Below are 18,746 nucleotides of genomic sequence, written 5' to 3' on the forward strand. Positions count from 1 at the left end.
CAGACCGTAGGTGGCGACTTAATGAGGAGCCTTAATTTCATCTGAGGCCTACGTAGATGAGTGGTTTGATCAGGGAGCTGATTAAACTGTTAGGAGGTTAGAATGGCACTTAAACTCGAAGATAAAAAGCTAGTCGTTGAGGAGGTCTCTGCCATTGTAGAGAAGTCTGTTTCGATCGTGGTAGCTGAATATCGTGGGTTGACTGTGGAGCAGATGACCGATCTTCGCGCTAAAGCACGTGATGCTGATGTAGTAATCCGTGTTGTTAAAAATACTTTGGCACGCAAAGCTTTGCAAGGTTCGCCTTTTGAAGATATGCAGTCTGACTTAGTAGGACCTGTTGTATTGGTATTCTCTACTAGTGAATTGTCAGCCGCAGCTCGTGTAGCTAAAGATTTTAAAAAGGGCAATGAAGCATTGGTTGTTAAGTCGCTATCTATTGGTTCAGGCGTTATGGACGCTAGCCAACTTGATGCAATTGCTGCACTACCGACTTACGAAGAAGCATTGGGCAAGTTGATGTATGTAATGAAGGCACCTGTCGAGAAGTTGGCGCGTACTCTTGCAGCATACAAAGAAGCCAAAGAAGCGGCGTAATATTTTTAGTTATTACGACAAGCAAATTCAATTTTAGGAGATTTTCAAATGGCCGTATCACAGAATGATATTTTAGAAGCAGTTGCTAACATGACTGTAATGGAAGTTGTTGAATTGATTTCAGCAATGGAAGAGAAGTTTGGCGTTTCTGCTGCTGCAATGGTTTCAGCTGGTCCAGCGGCTTCTGCAGATGCAGGCGCTGAAGCACAAACTGAATTCAACGTAGTGCTAACAAGCGCTGGTAGCAACAAAGTTGGTGCTATCAAAGCAGTTCGTGGTATTACCGGTCTTGGCTTGAAAGAAGCAAAAGAAGCGGTTGAATCTGCACCTACTGTTTTAAAAGAAGGTGTATCGAAAGAAGAAGCTGAAGAGATTAAGAAGCAAATTGAAGAAGCTGGTGCACAAGCTGAAATCAAGTAATCTTCCGCTTTTAACTGCGTAAAAAGCAGTATGAATTGGCTGACACTTAGGTGTCGGCCTTTTCTTGTTTAAGGTAGTGTGTAAAAGTGTGATATTCAGTGAGGACTGATACTACAGTTTTATACATTTAAATAGAAATCTCTATTTATCATTTATGACTTGTTCTTTTGCCGAGGTACTCAATGACGACCTATTCGTTAACCGAAAAGAAACGCATCCGTAAAGACTTCTCAACGCAGCCTTCTATGTTGGATGTCCCGTATTTATTATCACTTCAGAAAGGGTCGTATCATGACTTTATCCAGAAGGATAAGAAGCCTCTAGAGCGCGCCAGTATTGGTCTGCACTCTGCTTTCAGTTCAGTTTTCCCAATCAAAGGTGTTGCGGGTACGGCTGATTTGGATTATGTCAGCTATCACCTTGGTCAACCAGAATTTGACGTTAAAGAGTGTAAGCAGCGTGGCGTAACCTATGCCGCTCCACTTCGCGTAAAAATGCGTTTAGTCATCTATGACAAGGACGCTCCAGTCGGAAATCGCCCAGTTAAAGACATTAAAGAACAAGAAGTTTATTTAGGTGATATGCCTTTGATGACGGATAACGGTACATTCGTTATTAACGGTACCGAACGTGTAATTGTGACTCAGTTACATCGTTCACCGGGTGTTATCTTTGATAATGACAAAGGTAAATCCCACTCTTCAGGCAAAATTTTATTCAATGCCAGAATTATTCCTTATCGGGGTTCTTGGTTAGATTTTGAATTTGATCATAATGATTGTTTGTTTACCCGTATTGACCGCCGCCGTAAATTACCCGTTTCAGTGTTTTTGCGTTCAATGGGCTATGACAATGAGCAGATTCTTGAGATGTTTTTTGATACGTCAAAAATCAAAATGTCTAAAGGCAAATATTCACTTGCATTTGATCCTGAGCAGTTTAAAGGTCAGATGGCCAGTTTTACAATTGCTGCAAAGGGTGAAGTCTTCGCAGAAGAAGGTACGCGTGTTACAGCTCGTACAGTTAAACAAATGCAAGAAGCTGGTGTGTCTTCTATTGATGTGCCGAATGAGTTTTTATTAGGTAAGGTTCTGGCTAAAAATTTAGTTGATACGTCATCTGGTGAGTTAATTGCGGCCGCCAATTCCGTTATTACCCAAGATATTATTGATAAAGTGAATGAGTTGGGCAAGCTTCAGTTCGAAGTGCTTTATATAGATGAGCTGCTGCATGGCTCTTATATGTCTGATACGTTGAATCTCGACTCGAGTTCAACACAGTTAGAAGCTCAGATTGAGATTTATCGCATGATGCGCCCTGGTGAGCCACCGACAAAAGATTCTTCTGAGGCCTTGTTTAATAGCTTGTTTTTCCAAGAAGACCGTTATGACTTGTCCTCTGTTGGTCGAATGAAACTCAACCGTCGTTTGGGTCGTCAAGATAACGAAGGAAAGCTGGTACTTGAGCGTGAAGATATTGTTGATGTTATACGTGAGTTGATCAATATTCGAAACGGTCAAAGTACGGTGGATGATATTGATACCTTGGGTAACCGTCGTATTCGTGCCGTAGGCGAAATGGCTGAAAACGCATTTAGAGTTGGTTTAGTTCGTGTTGAGCGTGCCGTAAAAGAACGTCTTAATCAGGCAGAATCTGATGGTTTGATGCCGCAGGACTTAATTAATGCTAAACCTGTATCTGCGGCAATCAAAGAATTCTTTGGTTCAAGTCAATTGTCACAATTTATGGATCAAGTGAATCCCTTGTCTGAGATCACGCATAAACGACGTGTTTCTGCCCTAGGCCCAGGCGGCTTGACGCGCGAGCGTGCGGGTTTTGAAGTTCGAGATGTTCACCCTACCCACTATGGTCGTGTTTGTCCGATCGAAACACCGGAAGGTCCAAACATTGGTTTGATTAACTCATTAGCGGTTTATGCCAAAACGAATGAGTATGGGTTCCTTGAAACGCCTTACCGTAAGGTTATTGATGGTAAAGCTACTGATGAAGTGGTTTATATTTCTGCGATTGATGAAGCACAATACGTTATCGCTCAGGCTAGTGCAAAACTGGATAAGAATGGTAAGTTTGTTGAAGACTTGATTTCAGCACGTCACCAGAACGAATTTACATTATCTATGTCGAAAGACATTAACTTAATGGATGTTTCTCCGAAACAGATCGTATCGGTAGCGGCGGCCTTGATTCCGTTCCTTGAGCATGATGATGCTAACCGCGCATTGATGGGCTCAAACATGCAGCGTCAAGCGGTTCCTACTTTGCGTGCGGATAAGCCTTTAGTAGGTACAGGGATTGAGAAAACAGTCGCTATCGATTCGGGTGTAACCGTGGTTGCTGATCGTGGTGGTGAAGTGGTTTCATCTGATGCGTCTAGAATTGTAGTGCGTGTTAACGATGAAGAAATCGTTGAAGGTGAAACTGGGGTTGATATTTATAACCTTATTAAGTACCAGCGTTCTAACCAAAACACTTGTATTAACCAAAAACCAATAGTTAGTGCAGGTGATCAAGTTACCCGTGGAGACGTATTGGCGGATGGTCCGTCTACTGATCTTGGCGAACTTGCATTAGGTCAGAACATGCGCGTGGCATTTATGCCTTGGAATGGTTATAACTTCGAAGACTCGATTTTAGTATCAGAACGCGTGGTTAAAGAGGATCGTTATACAACCATTCATATTGAAGAATTCACCTGTTTGGCGCGTGATACTAAATTGGGGCCGGAAGAAATTACTTCTGATATTCCTAATGTTGGTGAATCGGCTTTATCGCGCTTGGATGAGAGCGGTATCGTCTATATTGGCGCTGAAGTTAAGCAGGGTGATGTTCTGGTCGGTAAGGTGACCCCTAAAGGTGAAACACAGTTAACACCTGAAGAGAAATTGCTACGCGCCATTTTTGGTGAGAAAGCATCGGACGTTAAAGATACGTCACTTCGTGTTTCTAAAGGTATCGAAGGTACGGTTATTGATGTTCAAATCTTCACTCGTGAAGGCATGAAGAAAGATGCTCGTGCGCAAGATATTCAAGAAGAAGAGCTTGATAAAGTCCGTAAAGACATTGATGAGCAGTACAGAATTCTTGAGCAAGATACCTTAAACCGTATTAAAAACTTGCTGACTGGTTTGAAGTTAAAAGATGGTACCAAGTTAACAGCAGAATACCTTGAAGGTATGGATGTTAAAAAGTGGTTAGGTCTTAACGTTGATGATGAAGAGGTACTGCGCCAACTTGAAGCAGCTGAAGATCAACTTAAAGCTAAGCGTAAAGAGTTAAATGAAGCGTTTGAAGAAAAACGCAAGAAATTGACTCAAGGTGATGACTTGGCACCAGGCGTATCTAAGATGGTTAAAGTATACGTGGCTATTAAGCGTCGTATTCAGCCAGGTGACAAGATGGCTGGTCGTCATGGTAACAAGGGTGTAATTTCTCGCATTTGTCCTGTTGAAGATATGCCATTTGATGAAACAGGTCGTCCTGTAGATATTTGCTTAAACCCACTGGGTGTACCTTCACGTATGAACGTTGGTCAGATTTTAGAAACGCACCTAGGTTTAGCGGCTTGGGGATTGGGTGAAAAGATCGATTCAATGATGAAACGTGATGCGGATATCAAAGAAGTGCGCGAGTTCTTGCATAAGATCTATAATGAAAGCCAAGGTCAATCGGTTGATTTTAAATCATTTAGTGATGATGAGATCGTGGTGTTAGCGAAGAACTTAAGTAAGGGTGTGCCGATGGCTACGCCAGTATTTGATGGGGCTAACGAAGCGCAAATCAAATCACTGTTACGTTTAGCTGAGCTACCTGAGTCTGGTCAAATGCGACTGTTTGATGGGCGCACAGGCGATGAGTTTGATAGAACCGTTACCGTAGGCTATATGTATATGCTTAAGTTGAACCATTTGGTAGACGACAAGATGCATGCTCGTTCAACTGGTCCATACAGTTTGGTTACTCAACAGCCATTGGGCGGTAAAGCTCAGTTTGGTGGTCAGCGCTTTGGTGAGATGGAAGTGTGGGCATTGGAAGCGTATGGTGCGGCCTTTACGCTTCAGGAAATGTTAACAGTTAAGTCCGATGACTTGAATGGTCGTACTCGCATGTATAAAAACATCGTTGATGGCAATGAGTACATGGAACCAGGCATGCCTGAATCCTTTAGCGTATTACGTAAAGAGATTCGCGCATTAGGTATTGATATTGAGTTGGAGCAAGATTAATGAAAGACTTACTCGGTTTTCTAAAAAAACAAAACGTTTCTAGTGATTTTGATGCGATTAAAGTGTCTCTTGCTTCTCCTGAAAAGATTCGTTCTTGGTCATATGGTGAAGTAAAAAAACCTGAAACCATTAATTACCGTACCTTTAAGCCGGAGCGTGATGGCTTATTCTGCGCGAAAATTTTTGGCCCAATTCGTGACTATGAGTGCCTATGCGGAAAATACAAGCGACTAAAACATCGCGGTGTAATTTGTGAAAAATGTGGTGTTGAAGTAACTCAGTCAAAAGTGCGTCGTGAACGCATGGGTCATATCGACTTAGCTACACCAGTTGCTCACATTTGGTTCTTGAAGTCATTACCATCGCGTATTGGCCTAATGCTAGACATGACACTAAAAGAAATCGAAGCGGTTTTATACTTCGAGGCTTTTATGGTTGTTGATCCAGGCCTAACACCTTTAGAGCCTTGGCAGCTACTGACTGAAGAAGAATATTTAGATGCTTTAGAAGAGCATGGCGATGAATTCGAAGCCCAGATGGGTGCCGAAGCTATCAAGCGCATGCTTAAGTCTATTAATTTAGTGGAAGAGGCGGCTCGTTTAAGAGGTGAGGTTGAAACTACAACCTCTGAGACCAAGCAGAAGAAGGTCAGTAAGCGCTTAAAACTTATTGAATCATTTTTGTCATCTGGCAATCATCCAGAATGGATGGTATTGGAAGTTTTACCGGTGTTGCCACCTGAGCTAAGGCCTTTGGTTCCACTTGATGGTGGTCGCTTCGCAACCTCCGATCTTAATGATTTATACCGCCGTGTAATCAACCGTAATAATCGTTTAAAGCGTTTATTAGATTTGATGGCACCGGATATTATCGTGCGCAATGAAAAACGTATGTTACAAGAAGCGGTTGATTCATTATTGGATAACGGTCGCCGTGGCCGTGCGGTAACAGGTACGAATAAGCGTCAGTTAAAATCTTTGGCTGATATGATCAAAGGTAAGCAAGGCCGTTTCCGTCAAAACTTACTCGGTAAGCGTGTTGATTACTCTGGCCGTTCAGTAATTGTTGTTGGTCCTACTTTGAGATTGCACCAGTGTGGTTTGCCTAAAAAAATGGCTTTAGAGTTATTTAAGCCATTCATTTTTAGTAAATTACAAAAACGTGGCGCGGCTCCAACAATAAAAGCAGCCAAAAAAATGGTTGAACAGGGATTACCGGAAGTTTGGGATGTATTAGATGAAGTGATTCGTGAACATCCGGTCTTGTTGAACCGTGCTCCAACGCTTCACCGTCTAGGCATACAAGCATTTGAGCCGGTTTTGATTGAAGGTAAAGCGATTAACTTACATCCCCTCGTTTGTTCGGCCTTCAACGCTGACTTCGATGGTGACCAAATGGCAGTTCACGTTCCATTGTCATTAGAAGCGCAGCTTGAAGCTCGTACATTAATGATGTCGACCAACAACCTGCTCTCACCAGCAAACGGTGAACCAATTATTGTACCGTCGCAAGACGTTGTACTTGGTCTTTACTATATTACGCGTGAGCGTATTAACTCTATTGGTGAGGGCAAGGCCTTTTCAAATTGGCAGGAAGTGGTTAGAGCGCTTGAAGCAAAAGTTGTTCATCTGCATACCAAAATTAAACTTAAGGTTGAAGAAACCGTTATTGAAGATAAAAAAGAACATGTAAGTACTCGTATTGTTGCGACAACGGTTGGTCGTGCTTTATTGTGCCGGATTTTGCCAAAAGGTTTGTCGTTTGATTTGTTAAACACGAACTTGACTAAGAAAAATATCAGTAAGGTGTTAAACACTTGTTATCGTGTGCTTGGACCAAAAGAAACCGTTATTTTTGCTGACCAATTAATGTATGCGGGTTTTAAGTGGTCGACAATGGCCGGTTTATCTTTCTGTTCAGATGATATGTTAATTCCAGATGAAAAAGCGGGCATTCTTGAGCGTGCTGAAGATCAGGTAAAAGAAATTCAGCTACAGTATTCACAAGGCCTGGTGACTGAAGGTGAACGTTATAACAAGGTTGTTGATATTTGGTCACACACCAACGAACTTGTAACGAAAGCCATGATGGATGAGTTGCAGTTCGATATGGTCACTACGGCTGAAGGTGAAGAGGTTAAGCAAAGTTCGTTTAACTCAATCTATATGATGGCCGACTCAGGTGCTCGTGGCTCGGTTGCGCAGATGCGTCAGCTTGGTGGTATGCGTGGATTAATGGCAAAACCGGATGGCTCGATTATCGAGACGCCTATTACCGCTAACTTCCGTGAAGGTCTAAACGTTCTACAGTACTTTATTTCGACACATGGTGCTCGTAAAGGTTTGGCTGACACCGCTTTGAAGACGGCTAACTCAGGTTACTTGACTCGTCGTTTAGTAGATGTTGCTCAAGACGTTGTTGTAACAGAAAATGATTGTAAAACTGAAAGTGGTGTTGAAATGACCGCACACGTAGAGGGTGGTGATGTTATTGAATCACTACGCGAGCGTATTCTTGGCCGTGTGTTAAGTGAGGATGTACTGGATGTTAAAGGCGGTTGCATTGTTGCAGCGGGTACATTGCTTGATGAAAGCTTGGTGGCTTTAATTGATACTCATGGCATCGATCGTGTAAAGGTTAGATCAACCATTACATGTGAAACGAAGTTTGGTGTTTGTCAAAAATGTTATGGCCGCGATTTAGCGCGTGGCCATCTGGTTAACATGGGTGAGGCAGTTGGGGTCATGGCTGCTCAGTCGATTGGTGAGCCTGGAACACAGCTAACAATGCGTACATTCCACATTGGTGGTACCGCCTCGCAGACAGCTGCACAGAGTCACGTAGAAGTTAAGTACGAAGGTACCGTTAAATTCCATAATCTTAAGACAGTTAAGAACTCTGAAGATAAGATAATGGTTACAACACGTTCAGGCGAAGTCACTATTTTAGATGATGCTGGTCGTGAAAAAGAACGCTACAAAGTACCTTATGGTGCAATTCTTGAAGTCACAGAAGGACAAAAGCTGAGTTCTGGTCAAAGTATTGCGAGTTGGGATCCACATACACACCCAGTAATTACTGAGGTAAGTGGTCAGATTGAGTTTGGTAACTTTGAAGGTACAGTAGAAGAACGTTCCGATGAGTTAACAGGCCTGGTGACGCGTGTTGTAAAAGGCGCAAAAGAGCGTTCCAGTTCAGTTAAAGATGCTCGTCCTTTCATTCGTTTACTGGATGATAAAGGTGAAAGTACCTGTTTCGCAGGTACTCAGACACCTGCCGTCTATTACTTACCAGAAAATTCGATTGTGCTTGTTCAGTCAGGCGTGCAGGTTGTATCGGGTGACGTTTTAGCACGAATTCCACAAGCGTCATCGAAAACCAAAGATATTACGGGTGGTCTGCCACGTGTTGCCGATTTGTTCGAGGCGCGTCAACCTAAAGAGCCCGCTATCATGGCCGAGGTAAGCGGTGTAATTTCTTTTGGTAAAGAAACCAAAGGCAAACAGCGTTTAATTATTACGCAAGACTCAAGCGAGCAATATGAGAGCTTAATTCCTAAGTGGCGTACAGTTAATGTATTCGAGGGTGAACGAGTTGAGCGTGGTGATATTATTGTTGAAGGTAATTCAAATGCGCATGACATTCTTCGTTTATTAGGCGTTGAACGCTTAGCTGAATATATCGTGGATGAAGTTCAAGATGTTTATCGCCTGCAAGGTGTACGTATCAACGATAAACACATTGAAGCCATTATTCGACAAATGTTGCGTAAAGTTGAGGTTCGATCGGCGGGTGATACCGGCTTAATTAAAGGCGAGCAAACTGAGTATGCGAAAGTTCTTCAGTTGAATGAAAAAATGCGTTCGGAAGGTAAAGTAGAAGCCTCCTTTGAGCGTGTACTGCTTGGTATTACTAAAGCGTCTCTTGCGACTGAATCCTTTATTTCGGCGGCTTCATTCCAAGAAACTACTCGCGTATTAACTGAAGCCGCTGTTAGTGGTAAGCGAGATACGTTGGTTGGTTTGAAAGAAAACGTAATTGTGGGTCGTCTGATTCCGGCCGGAACAGGTTTTGCATATCACCTAGCACGTAAGAAAGCGAGTGATATTGCCGATGGCGAATTGCGTGCATTTATTCAAAATGACTATGAAGAAGAAAAAGTGAGTGAAGAAATTCTGGAAGAGATGCCGGTTATTGATGACCGCGTTATGGAACCAGAAGATTCAGAGCTTTAAATAACTAGAATTCAACAAGTTATTGCTTGACATATGCTTGTTGGATCACTAAAATTCTGAAACCTTATTTGCAGGCAATAATGCCCGCAATCTATTTTAGGTGAATGAGTTAAAACTCAAATTTGGAGAAAGTTTTAATGGCTACAATAAACCAGTTGGTTCGTAAGCCGCGTAAAGACAAAGTTAAAAAATCAGCCGTACCTGCTTTGGAGTCTTGTCCACAGCGTCGCGGTGTTTGTACGCGTGTTTATACAACAACCCCTAAAAAGCCTAACTCAGCCTTGCGTAAAGTCGCGCGTGTTCGTTTAACTAACGGTTTTGAAGTTTCAACCTATATTGGTGGTGAAGGTCATAACTTGCAGGAACACTCGGTGATTTTGATTCGTGGTGGGCGTGTTAAGGATTTGCCTGGTGTGCGTTATCATACAGTTCGCGGTGCATTAGATTGCTCTGGCGTAAATGAGCGTAAACAAGGTCGTTCTAAGTACGGTGCTAAGCGTCCAAAAGGTAAATAAGCCCTTTTGACATACGTTAGCAATTTTTATTTCCTAAACCGGAAGATGTAAGAATGGCAAGAAGAAGAGAAATACCAAAAAGATTGGTATTACCAGACCCTAAGTTTGGTGATGTGACGTTAACTAAGTTTGTTAACATGATTATGGTTAGCGGTAAAAAAGCAGTAGCTGAAAAAATTGTTTATGATGCTTTGGATAAGGTTGTTGAGCGTCGTAAGGGTGGAGAGCACGCGGCATTTTTAAGAGAAGCTCTTGAGAATGTAGGCCCTTTGGTTGAGGTAAAGTCACGCCGTGTTGGTGGTGCAACTTACCAGGTGCCGGTAGAAGTGCGCCCTGAAAGAAAAGTAGCATTGTCTATGCGTTGGATTGTTGAAGCGGCACGTAAGCGCAGCGAGAAAGGTATGATGCTTCGCTTAGCTGGTGAGCTAAATGATGCTCTTGATAATCGCGGTTCTGCAGTTAAGAAGAAAGAAGATACACACAGAATGGCAGAAGCCAATAAGGCATTCTCGCATTTCCGTTGGTAATATCTGACAAGGCCCTTTGGGGCCTTTATCGTTTCAACAAATCAAAGTAAAAGGTTAGTAAAGTGGCACGTAAAACTCCTTTAGAGCGTTACCGTAATATCGGTATTATGGCGCACATCGATGCAGGTAAAACAACAACTACAGAGCGTATTTTGTTTTATACAGGTCGTTCACACAAAATTGGCGAAGTGCATGACGGCGGCGCAACTATGGATTGGATGGAGCAGGAGCAGGAGCGTGGTATTACCATCACTTCCGCAGCCACCACTTGTACATGGTTGGGCATGGCTAAGCAGTTCCCAGAGCATCAAATTAACATTATTGATACTCCTGGTCACGTTGACTTCACCATCGAAGTGGAGCGTTCACTTCGAGTTTTGGATGGAGCTGTTACAGCGTTCTGCTCTGTAGGTGGTGTTGAGCCTCAGTCTGAGACAGTTTGGCGTCAAGCTGATAAGTACGGCGTACCTAGAATGGGTTATGTCAATAAAATGGACCGTGCTGGCGCTAACTTTTTACACGTCGTAGAGCAAGTCAAAACGCGTCTTGGTGCAGTACCTGTTCCTATGCAGTTGCCTATTGGTGCAGAGGATAATTTTAGGGGTGTTGTTGATCTGGTTAAGATGAAAGCCATCTACTGGGATGCAGATTCTCAAGGTATGACGTTCACTTATGAAGATATTCCGGCTGAGATGTTGGCTGAATGTCAGAAGTATCATGATGAAATGGTTGAGTCAGCCGCTGAGGCTAGTGAAGAGTTCATGGATATTTACCTTAATGGTGGTGAGCTTACTGAAGATCAAATAAAGCTTGGTATTCGCACGCGTTGTATTAATAACGAAATTATCCCTATGTTCTGCGGTTCGAGCTTCAAAAATATGGGTGTTCAGGCTTTGTTGGATGGCGTAATCGAATATTTCCCTTCGCCAATTGATGTGCCTGCAATTGAGGGTGTTTTAGAAGATGAAACCCCAGCTACTCGTAAATCGTCTGATGACGAGCCTTTTGCGGCCTTGGCATTCAAGATTATGACTGATCCGTTTGTGGGCACGCTTACATTCGTTCGCGTTTACTCAGGTGTGATTAGTTCTGGCGATTCTATATATAATCCTGTTAAGGGTAAAAAAGAGCGCGCTGGCCGTTTGATTAAAATGCATGCTAATTCCCGAGAGGAAGTAAAGGAGTTTCGTGCGGGTGATATCGGCTGTGTTGTTGGTCTTAAAGATGTAACGACAGGTGATACTATTTGTGATTTGGAAAATAGGATCACTTTAGAGCGTATGGAGTTCCCAGAGCCTGTAATCTCTATTGCTGTAGAGCCTAAAACAAAGGCTGACCAAGAAAAAATGGGTATTGCCCTGCAGAAACTTGCAGCGGAAGACCCTTCATTTCGTGTTCGTACAGATGAAGAGACAGGTCAGACCATTATTTCCGGCATGGGTGAGTTGCACTTAGATATCATTGTTGACCGTATGAAGCGTGAATTCAATGTTGAGGCGAATGTAGGTGCGCCACAGGTTTCTTACCGTGAAACGATTAAGCAGTCTGTTGAGGCCGAGGGTAAGTTTGTACGTCAATCTGGTGGTCGCGGTCAATATGGTCACGTTGTATTACGTATTGAGCCTCAAGAGCCAGGTACTGGCTTTACTTTTGTTAATGCGGTGGTTGGTGGTGCTGTACCTCGCGAATACATTGGTGCGGTTGAGAAGGGTGCTAAGGAACAGTTAGAAAATGGCGTAATTGCAGGATATCCAGTTGTAGACGTCAAGGTAACCGTGTTCGATGGTTCCTATCATGACGTTGACTCTAATGAAATGGCATTTAAAGTTGCTTCATCTATGGGTGTTAAGAATGGTGTACAAAGTGCGAAGCCTGTCATTTTAGAACCAATTATGGCTGTCGAGGTTGTTACTCCTGAAGAGTATATGGGCGATGTTATGGGTGACCTTAACCGCCGCCGCGGTATGATTCAGGGAATGGAAGATATTCCAAGTGGTAAACAGCTTAAGGCAGAAGTACCTTTGTCAGAAATGTTTGGTTATGCAACCAATGTTCGCTCATTAACTCAGGGCCGTGCTAGCTATAGCATGACATTCAAAAAGTATGCAGATGCACCATCATCTGTCCAAGAAGAAATTATCGCGAAAGCGAAAAAAGGTTCTTAATTTTAATTTTAGAGGGTTTTTAAAATGGCAAAAGCTAAGTTTGAACGTAACAAGCCACATGTAAACGTAGGCACGATTGGTCACGTTGACCATGGTAAAACTACATTGACTGCGGCGCTAACCATTGTGCAAGGTAAGAAGTTTGGTGGCGAATCAAGAGGTTACGACCAGATTGATAACGCACCAGAAGAAAAAGCACGTGGTATTACCATCTCTACATCCCATGTAGAGTATGAGTCAGAAACTCGTCACTACGCACACGTAGACTGCCCAGGTCACGCCGACTATGTAAAAAACATGATCACCGGTGCGGCGCAGATGGATGGTGCGATTCTAGTATGTTCTGCTGCTGACGGCCCCATGCCACAAACACGTGAGCATATCTTGTTATCACGTCAAGTTGGTGTGCCTTTCATTGTTGTGTTCCTAAACAAAGCGGACATGGTTGATGACGAAGAATTGATGGAATTGGTAGAGATGGAAGTTCGTGAACTTCTATCAGACTACGACTTCCCGGGTGACGACACACCAGTAATCAAAGGTTCAGCACTAAAAGCAATTGAAGGCGATACATCAGACATTGGTGTGCCAGCGATTGAAAGACTAGTAGCCGCCCTAGACGAATACATCCCAACGCCAATGCGTGAAACAGATAAGCCATTCCTAATGCCAGTAGAAGACGTATTCTCTATCCAAGGTCGTGGAACGGTTGTAACCGGACGTATTGAAACCGGTATTGTTAAGGTTGGTGAAGAAATCGAAATCGTAGGTATTCGTGACACACAAAAAACAACCGTTACCGGCGTAGAAATGTTCCGTAAGTTACTAGACCAAGGTGAAGCGGGCGATAACGTGGGTGTACTACTACGTGGTACCAAGCGTGAAGACGTTGAACGTGGTCAAGTACTAAGTCACCCTGGCAAAATTACACCACACACCCAGTTTGAAGGTGAAGTGTACGTATTGTCAAAAGAAGAAGGTGGACGTCACACTCCATTCTTCAATGGCTACCGTCCACAGTTCTACTTCCGTACAACCGATATTACGGGTGCATGTGAATTACCATCAGGTGTCGAAATGGTAATGCCAGGTGATAACATTCAGATGACAATCACCTTAATCAACCCGATCGCGATGGACGAAGGTTTGCGTTTCGCGATCCGTGAAGGTGGTCGTACAGTTGGTGCGGGTGTCGTTTCTAAAATCTTGAAATAATCAAAGCTTGATTATTTCTTAAGATTGAAGTAAAATTCGCAACCTTAATTAGCAGTGGGCTACCAGTAGTCTGCTGCTTTTATTTTTTTTATATAGCGAGAAGTGGTCTATGGCAACACAAAACATACGTATTCGCTTAAAAGCATTTGATCATCGTTTAATTGATCAATCTGCAAAAGAGATTACGGAAACAGCTAAAAGAACTGGGGCGCAAGTACGAGGTCCTATTCCGCTGCCAACACGTAAAGAACGTTTTACAATTTTGGTGTCTCCGCACGTAAACAAAGATGCGCGTGATCAATACGAGCTTCGTACACACAAGCGCATGTTGGATATTGTCGATCCAACCGATAAAACGGTTGATGCGTTGATGAAGCTTGATTTGGCAGCGGGTGTTGATGTTCAGTTGGAATTGCGTTAAGCAAATTGAAGCCATCAATCGTAATGGCTGATTTCAATAATAAGAGGTAGCAAAATGAATATTGGTGTCGTTGGAAAAAAAGTAGGAATGACACGCATCTTTAATGAAGAAGGTGTTTCTATTCCTGTGACTGTGGTAGAGGTCGCACCAAATCGTGTTACGCAGATCAAAACTGTAGAAGGTGAAGGTTATTCTGCAATTCAGGTAACAGCTGGATCAAAACACGCGGGTCGTATAAACAAACCAAAAGCTGGACATTTCGCCAAGGCGGGAGTTGAGGCTGGCACAGGCCTTTGGGAGTTTCGTTTGTCAGCGGAAGAGCTTGCTGATTTTGAACTGGGTTCAGAAATAACGGTAGAAAAATTCTCTGAAGTATCTGTGGTTGATGTGACTGGTACGACAAAAGGTAAGGGGTTTCAAGGTGGTGTTAAGCGCCATAACTTTAGAACTCAAGATGCTACTCACGGTAACTCATTGTCTCACCGTGTGCTAGGTTCAATTGGTCAGAACCAGACTCCAGGTCGTGTATTCAAAGGTAAGAAGATGGCTGGTCACATGGGTGACGCACGTCAAACTACTTTGAATCTTGATTTGGTTCGTGTTGATGTAGAGAACGGATTGTTGCTCATCAAGGGTGCAGTCCCTGGTGCAAAAGGCAGCACTGTTTTCGTACGAAAAGCAATTAAGTAAGGTGGGCACAATGGAATTAAAGATGATCGAATTGGCCACTGGCAAAGAGAATGGTAAGGTTGGTGTATCAGACGCTGTTTTTGGTGTGGATTTTAATGAATCTCTAGTGCATCAAGTTGTTGTTTCTTACATGGCTGGTGCACGCTCTGGAACAAAATCTCAAAAAACTCGTGCTGAAGTACGCGGTGGTGGGATTAAGCCTTGGCGTCAAAAAGGAACTGGTCGTGCCCGTGCAGGTACTATTCGCAGCCCTATTTGGGTTGGCGGTGGTCGTGCTTTTCCGGGGCATAACCGTGACTTTTCACAGAAGGTAAATAAGAAGATGTATCGCGGTGCGATGCGCTCAATACTTTCTGAGTTAAATCGTTCGGGTAGGTTGGTTATTGTTGATGATTTTAAAGTCGACGCACCAAAGACACGCGATTTTAAGGCAAAATTACAATCACTTGGTGTGACTGATGTCTTGGTTGTTACGGAAGCATTTGATGAATATCTATATTTATCTTCACGTAACATTTATCACGCAGATGTATGTGATGCTGCTTCAGTTGATCCATTAAGCTTAGTTGGCTTCAAGAGTGTGGTTATGACTCAAGGTGCTATCAAGCAGTTAGAGGAGAAGTTCGCATGAGTAATGAGCGTTTATTAAAAGTATTATTGGCTCCACATGTATCTGAAAAAAGTGCCATGATGGCCGAGAAAGCTTCTCAGTATGTTTTTAAAGTATCTCCTGATGCAACCAAAGTTGAAGTTAAGCTTGCTGTTGAAAGCCTCTTTAATGTGAAAGTTGAATCTGTGAATGTGCTTAACCAAAAAGGTAAGCGCAAAATGTTTAAGGGGCGTACTGGTACAAGAAACGGTTCGCGTAGAGCAATTGTTAGACTAAGTGCCGGTCAAGAACTTGACTTTGTATCTGGCGAATAAGGAGTTAGAATATGGCGATTATAAAAAAATCTAAACCAACTTCTCCTGGACAGCGTTTTGTAGTTCGTATTGTTGAGCCAACCTTGCATAAAGGTGAGCCATATGCGCCGCTATTAGAAAAAAAGTCTAGAAAAGGTGGTCGTAACAACACTGGGCGTATTACTGTGCGTCACCAGGGTGGTGGGCATAAGCGTCACTACCGTTTAGTGGATTTTAAGCGTACTAAAGATGGCATTCCTGCAACTGTAGAACGCCTTGAGTATGATCCAAACCGCACTGCAAATATTGCGTTAATTCTGTATGCAGACGGTGAGCGTGCTTACATTTTAGCGCCCAAAAATCTTCAAGCTGGCGATACGGTTGAGTCTGGAGCAGGTGTTCCAATTAAGGTTGGTAATACGCTTCCATTAAGAAATATTCCGGTTGGTACAGTTGTTCATGGTGTTGAAATGCGTCCTGGTAAAGGTGCTCAAATTGCTCGTAGTGCTGGTGCATACGTTCAGATTGCTGGTAAAGAAGGTTCTTACGTTCTGCTAAAACTTCGCTCTGGTGAAATGCGTAAAATCCATATTGAATGTCGTGCAACTGTTGGTGAAGTTGGTAATGCGGAACATAGCTTGCGTAAGCTAGGTAAGGCCGGCGCTAAAAGATGGCGTGGTGTTCGCCCGACGGTTCGTGGTGTTGCTATGAACCCAGTTGATCACCCGCATGGTGGTGGTGAAGGTCGTACTTCAGGTGGCCGTCATCCTGTAACGCCATGGGGTGTCCCGACTAAAGGTAAGAAAACTAGAAGCAACAAGCGTACTAATAATATGATTGTGCGCCGTAGAAATAGTAAATAAGGAAGGACATAAATGCCACGTTCAGTTAAAAAAGGACCTTTTGTAGATCATCACTTAGCCAAAAAAGTGATTGAGGCACAAGAATCTGGTAACAAGCGTCCAATTAAAACCTGGTCAAGAAGATCAATGATTCTTCCTGATATGATTGGTTTAACAATTGCGGTGCATAATGGGAAAGAACATATCCCAGTTTTTGTTTCTGAAAATATGGTTGGTCATAAGTTAGGTGAGTTTTCTATGACTCGTACCTACCGTGGTCACGTAGCTGATAAGAAAGCTAAGCGCTAATAGGAGAATAAAATGCAAGTAAGTGCAACACATAAATTCGCTCGCATCTCTCCTCAAAAAGCTCGCTTAGTAGCGGATCTTATTAGAGGAAAAGATGTAGAGTCAGCTGTAAATATTCTAACCTTTAGTGGTAAAAAAGCAGCAGACCTAATGAAAAAAGTGTTAAATTCTGCGATTGCTAATGCAGAAAATAATGAAGGTGCCGATGTTGATGAGCTTAAAGTAACAGCAGTTTATGTTGATGAAGGCCCATTAATGAAGCGCATGCGTGCGCGTGCAAAAGGCCGTGGAAATCGCATTATTAAGCGAATGAGTCACATAACCGTTACTGTAAGCGAAAAATAAGGAGAGCCAGAATGGGTCAAAAAGTACATCCTATCGGTATCCGTCTTGGTATTACTAAAGATTGGAATGCTCGCTGGTATGCGGATAGTAAAAACTACTCTGATTTTTTAGTTAGCGATATTGAAATACGCAAAGAATTAAATGAGCAGTTAAAACATGCATCAGTTAGCAAGATACATATTGAGCGCGTTGCAAATGGAATACGTGTAACTATTCATACGGCAAGACCAGGTGTTGTTATCGGCAAAAAAGGCGAAGACATCGAAAAACTAAAAGCATCTTTAATGAAAAAGACAGGCTTGCCGGTCAATATTAATATAGAAGAAATTAAAAAGCCTGAGTTGGATTCAAAGTTAGTTGCAGAGAGTATTGCTCAGCAACTAGAAAAACGTATTCAGTTTCGCCGCGCTATGAAGCGTGCTGTTGGAAATGCTATGCGTTTAGGAGCTCAGGGTATTAAGGTTGCTCTTGCAGGACGTTTAAACGGTGCTGAAATTGCCCGAACTGAATGGTATCGTGAAGGTCGTGTACCTTTACATACTTTCCGTGCTGATATTGATTATTCAATATTCGAGGCTGATACCACTTATGGAAAAATCGGCGTAAAAGTTTGGATTTTCCATGGTGAGAAACTTGGCAAAATGTCTCTTTCTGGGGATAGCCAAAAGCAACCTAAAGCCAAGAAAAGCCGTAAATAAAAGGATTTGTAACCATGTTAATGCCTAAGCGTACCAAATTCAGAAAAGTTCAAAAGGGACGTAATCGTGGTTTGGCACAAAGTGGAAGTAAAGTAAGCTTTGGTGAATTCGGTCTTAAGGCTACTGAGCGCGGTAGACTGACTTCACGCCAAATCGAATCAGCACGTCGTGCGATGACTCGTCATATTAAGAGAGGCGGTAAAATTTGGATTCGTGTGTTTCCAGATAAGCCAATTACAAGTAAACCATTAGAAGTTCGTATGGGTAAAGGTAAAGGTAGTGTAGAATACTGGGTTGCCCAGATTCAACCTGGCCGTGTTTTATACGAAGTTCAGGGTGTAAATGAAGTATTAGCACGTGAAGCTTTTAGCCTAGCCGCTGCAAAACTGCCTTTTAAAACTCAGTTTGTAACAAGAACGGTGATGTAAATGTCTGCACTAGAATTAAGAGAAAAAACAGCTGAGCAACTTAATGAAGAATTAATGTCGCTCCTTAAAGAACAGTTTAACTTAAGAATGCAGCATGCGACTGGTCAATTGGCCAACTCGTCAAGATTGAAGTCAGTAAGACGCTCAATTGCGAGAGTAAAAACCATCATGCGTGAAAAAGTGAGTAATTAA

Annotated in this window: 18 protein-coding genes; all 18 read left to right on the plus strand. The window is 42.8% G+C overall.

Annotated features, from left to right (window positions below):
• Positions 1-102 precede the first annotated feature (102 nt).
• The 18 genes from rplJ to rpmC all read left to right on the plus strand — a co-directional run bounded on the left by rplJ (position 103) and on the right by rpmC (position 18,746).
• Positions 103-597 carry a 50S ribosomal protein L10 gene (gene rplJ / locus IBX48_RS00115; RefSeq protein ID WP_296829199.1) on the plus strand — a complete coding sequence of 165 codons (495 nt, stop codon included), beginning with the start codon at positions 103-105 and terminating at the stop codon, positions 595-597.
• A 48-nt stretch (positions 598-645) separates the two neighbouring features.
• Complete coding sequence (rplL, locus tag IBX48_RS00120; RefSeq protein ID WP_296829201.1) at positions 646-1,017, plus strand: 50S ribosomal protein L7/L12; 372 nt, start codon at positions 646-648, stop codon at positions 1,015-1,017.
• A gap of 182 nt (positions 1,018-1,199) precedes the next feature.
• A complete protein-coding gene (gene rpoB / locus IBX48_RS00125; RefSeq protein WP_296829206.1) occupies positions 1,200-5,261 on the plus strand; it encodes a DNA-directed RNA polymerase subunit beta in 4,062 nt (1,353 codons plus the stop codon).
• Positions 5,261-9,496 (plus strand): DNA-directed RNA polymerase subunit beta', encoded by a 4,236-nt coding sequence (gene rpoC, locus IBX48_RS00130; RefSeq protein ID WP_296829209.1) that lies wholly within the window; start codon positions 5,261-5,263, stop codon positions 9,494-9,496. Before rpoB ends, rpoC begins: the two co-directional genes overlap by 1 nt.
• Positions 9,497-9,633: 137 nt before the next feature.
• Positions 9,634-10,011 carry a 30S ribosomal protein S12 gene (gene rpsL / locus IBX48_RS00135; RefSeq protein ID WP_296829212.1) on the plus strand — a complete coding sequence of 126 codons (378 nt, stop codon included), beginning with the start codon at positions 9,634-9,636 and terminating at the stop codon, positions 10,009-10,011.
• 53 nt (positions 10,012-10,064) lie between these two features.
• The gene (rpsG, locus tag IBX48_RS00140) at positions 10,065-10,538 is read left to right on the plus strand and encodes a 30S ribosomal protein S7 (RefSeq protein ID WP_296829215.1); all 474 of its coding nucleotides are present in this window, start codon (positions 10,065-10,067) and stop codon (positions 10,536-10,538) included.
• 62 nt (positions 10,539-10,600) lie between these two features.
• Entirely contained in the window at positions 10,601-12,703 is a 2,103-nt protein-coding gene (gene fusA, locus IBX48_RS00145; RefSeq protein ID WP_296829218.1) for an elongation factor G, read from the plus strand.
• A gap of 24 nt (positions 12,704-12,727) precedes the next feature.
• Complete coding sequence (gene tuf / locus IBX48_RS00150; RefSeq protein ID WP_296829185.1) at positions 12,728-13,918, plus strand: elongation factor Tu; 1,191 nt, start codon at positions 12,728-12,730, stop codon at positions 13,916-13,918.
• A gap of 109 nt (positions 13,919-14,027) precedes the next feature.
• Complete coding sequence (gene rpsJ / locus IBX48_RS00155; RefSeq protein ID WP_029936148.1) at positions 14,028-14,339, plus strand: 30S ribosomal protein S10; 312 nt, start codon at positions 14,028-14,030, stop codon at positions 14,337-14,339.
• A gap of 54 nt (positions 14,340-14,393) precedes the next feature.
• Positions 14,394-15,029, plus strand: coding sequence for a 50S ribosomal protein L3 (gene rplC / locus IBX48_RS00160; RefSeq protein ID WP_296829223.1), 636 nt, complete (start codon positions 14,394-14,396; stop codon positions 15,027-15,029).
• A gap of 10 nt (positions 15,030-15,039) precedes the next feature.
• A complete protein-coding gene (rplD, locus tag IBX48_RS00165) occupies positions 15,040-15,660 on the plus strand; it encodes a 50S ribosomal protein L4 (RefSeq protein WP_296829226.1) in 621 nt (206 codons plus the stop codon).
• Positions 15,657-15,953 carry a 50S ribosomal protein L23 gene (gene rplW, locus IBX48_RS00170; RefSeq protein ID WP_296829228.1) on the plus strand — a complete coding sequence of 99 codons (297 nt, stop codon included), beginning with the start codon at positions 15,657-15,659 and terminating at the stop codon, positions 15,951-15,953. The genes rplD and rplW overlap by 4 nt, the downstream gene beginning before the upstream one ends.
• A gap of 11 nt (positions 15,954-15,964) precedes the next feature.
• Positions 15,965-16,795 (plus strand): 50S ribosomal protein L2, encoded by an 831-nt coding sequence (gene rplB / locus IBX48_RS00175; protein ID WP_296829231.1) that lies wholly within the window; start codon positions 15,965-15,967, stop codon positions 16,793-16,795.
• A 12-nt stretch (positions 16,796-16,807) separates the two neighbouring features.
• Complete coding sequence (gene rpsS / locus IBX48_RS00180) at positions 16,808-17,083, plus strand: 30S ribosomal protein S19 (RefSeq protein WP_029936141.1); 276 nt, start codon at positions 16,808-16,810, stop codon at positions 17,081-17,083.
• Between the two features lie 12 nt (positions 17,084-17,095).
• Positions 17,096-17,428, plus strand: a complete 333-nt coding sequence (gene rplV / locus IBX48_RS00185; RefSeq protein ID WP_296829234.1) for a 50S ribosomal protein L22 — start codon at positions 17,096-17,098, stop codon at positions 17,426-17,428.
• An 11-nt stretch (positions 17,429-17,439) separates the two neighbouring features.
• Positions 17,440-18,126: a 30S ribosomal protein S3 gene (rpsC, locus tag IBX48_RS00190; protein ID WP_296829238.1), complete on the plus strand. Its 687-nt coding sequence runs from the start codon at positions 17,440-17,442 to the stop codon at positions 18,124-18,126.
• 14 nt (positions 18,127-18,140) lie between these two features.
• Positions 18,141-18,554, plus strand: coding sequence for a 50S ribosomal protein L16 (rplP, locus tag IBX48_RS00195; RefSeq protein WP_029936135.1), 414 nt, complete (start codon positions 18,141-18,143; stop codon positions 18,552-18,554).
• Complete coding sequence (gene rpmC, locus IBX48_RS00200) at positions 18,555-18,746, plus strand: 50S ribosomal protein L29 (protein ID WP_296829243.1); 192 nt, start codon at positions 18,555-18,557, stop codon at positions 18,744-18,746. It abuts the gene before it with no gap.

The organism is Thiomicrospira sp. (genome assembly GCF_014859555.1).
Lineage (GTDB): Bacteria > Pseudomonadota > Gammaproteobacteria > Thiomicrospirales > Thiomicrospiraceae > Thiomicrospira.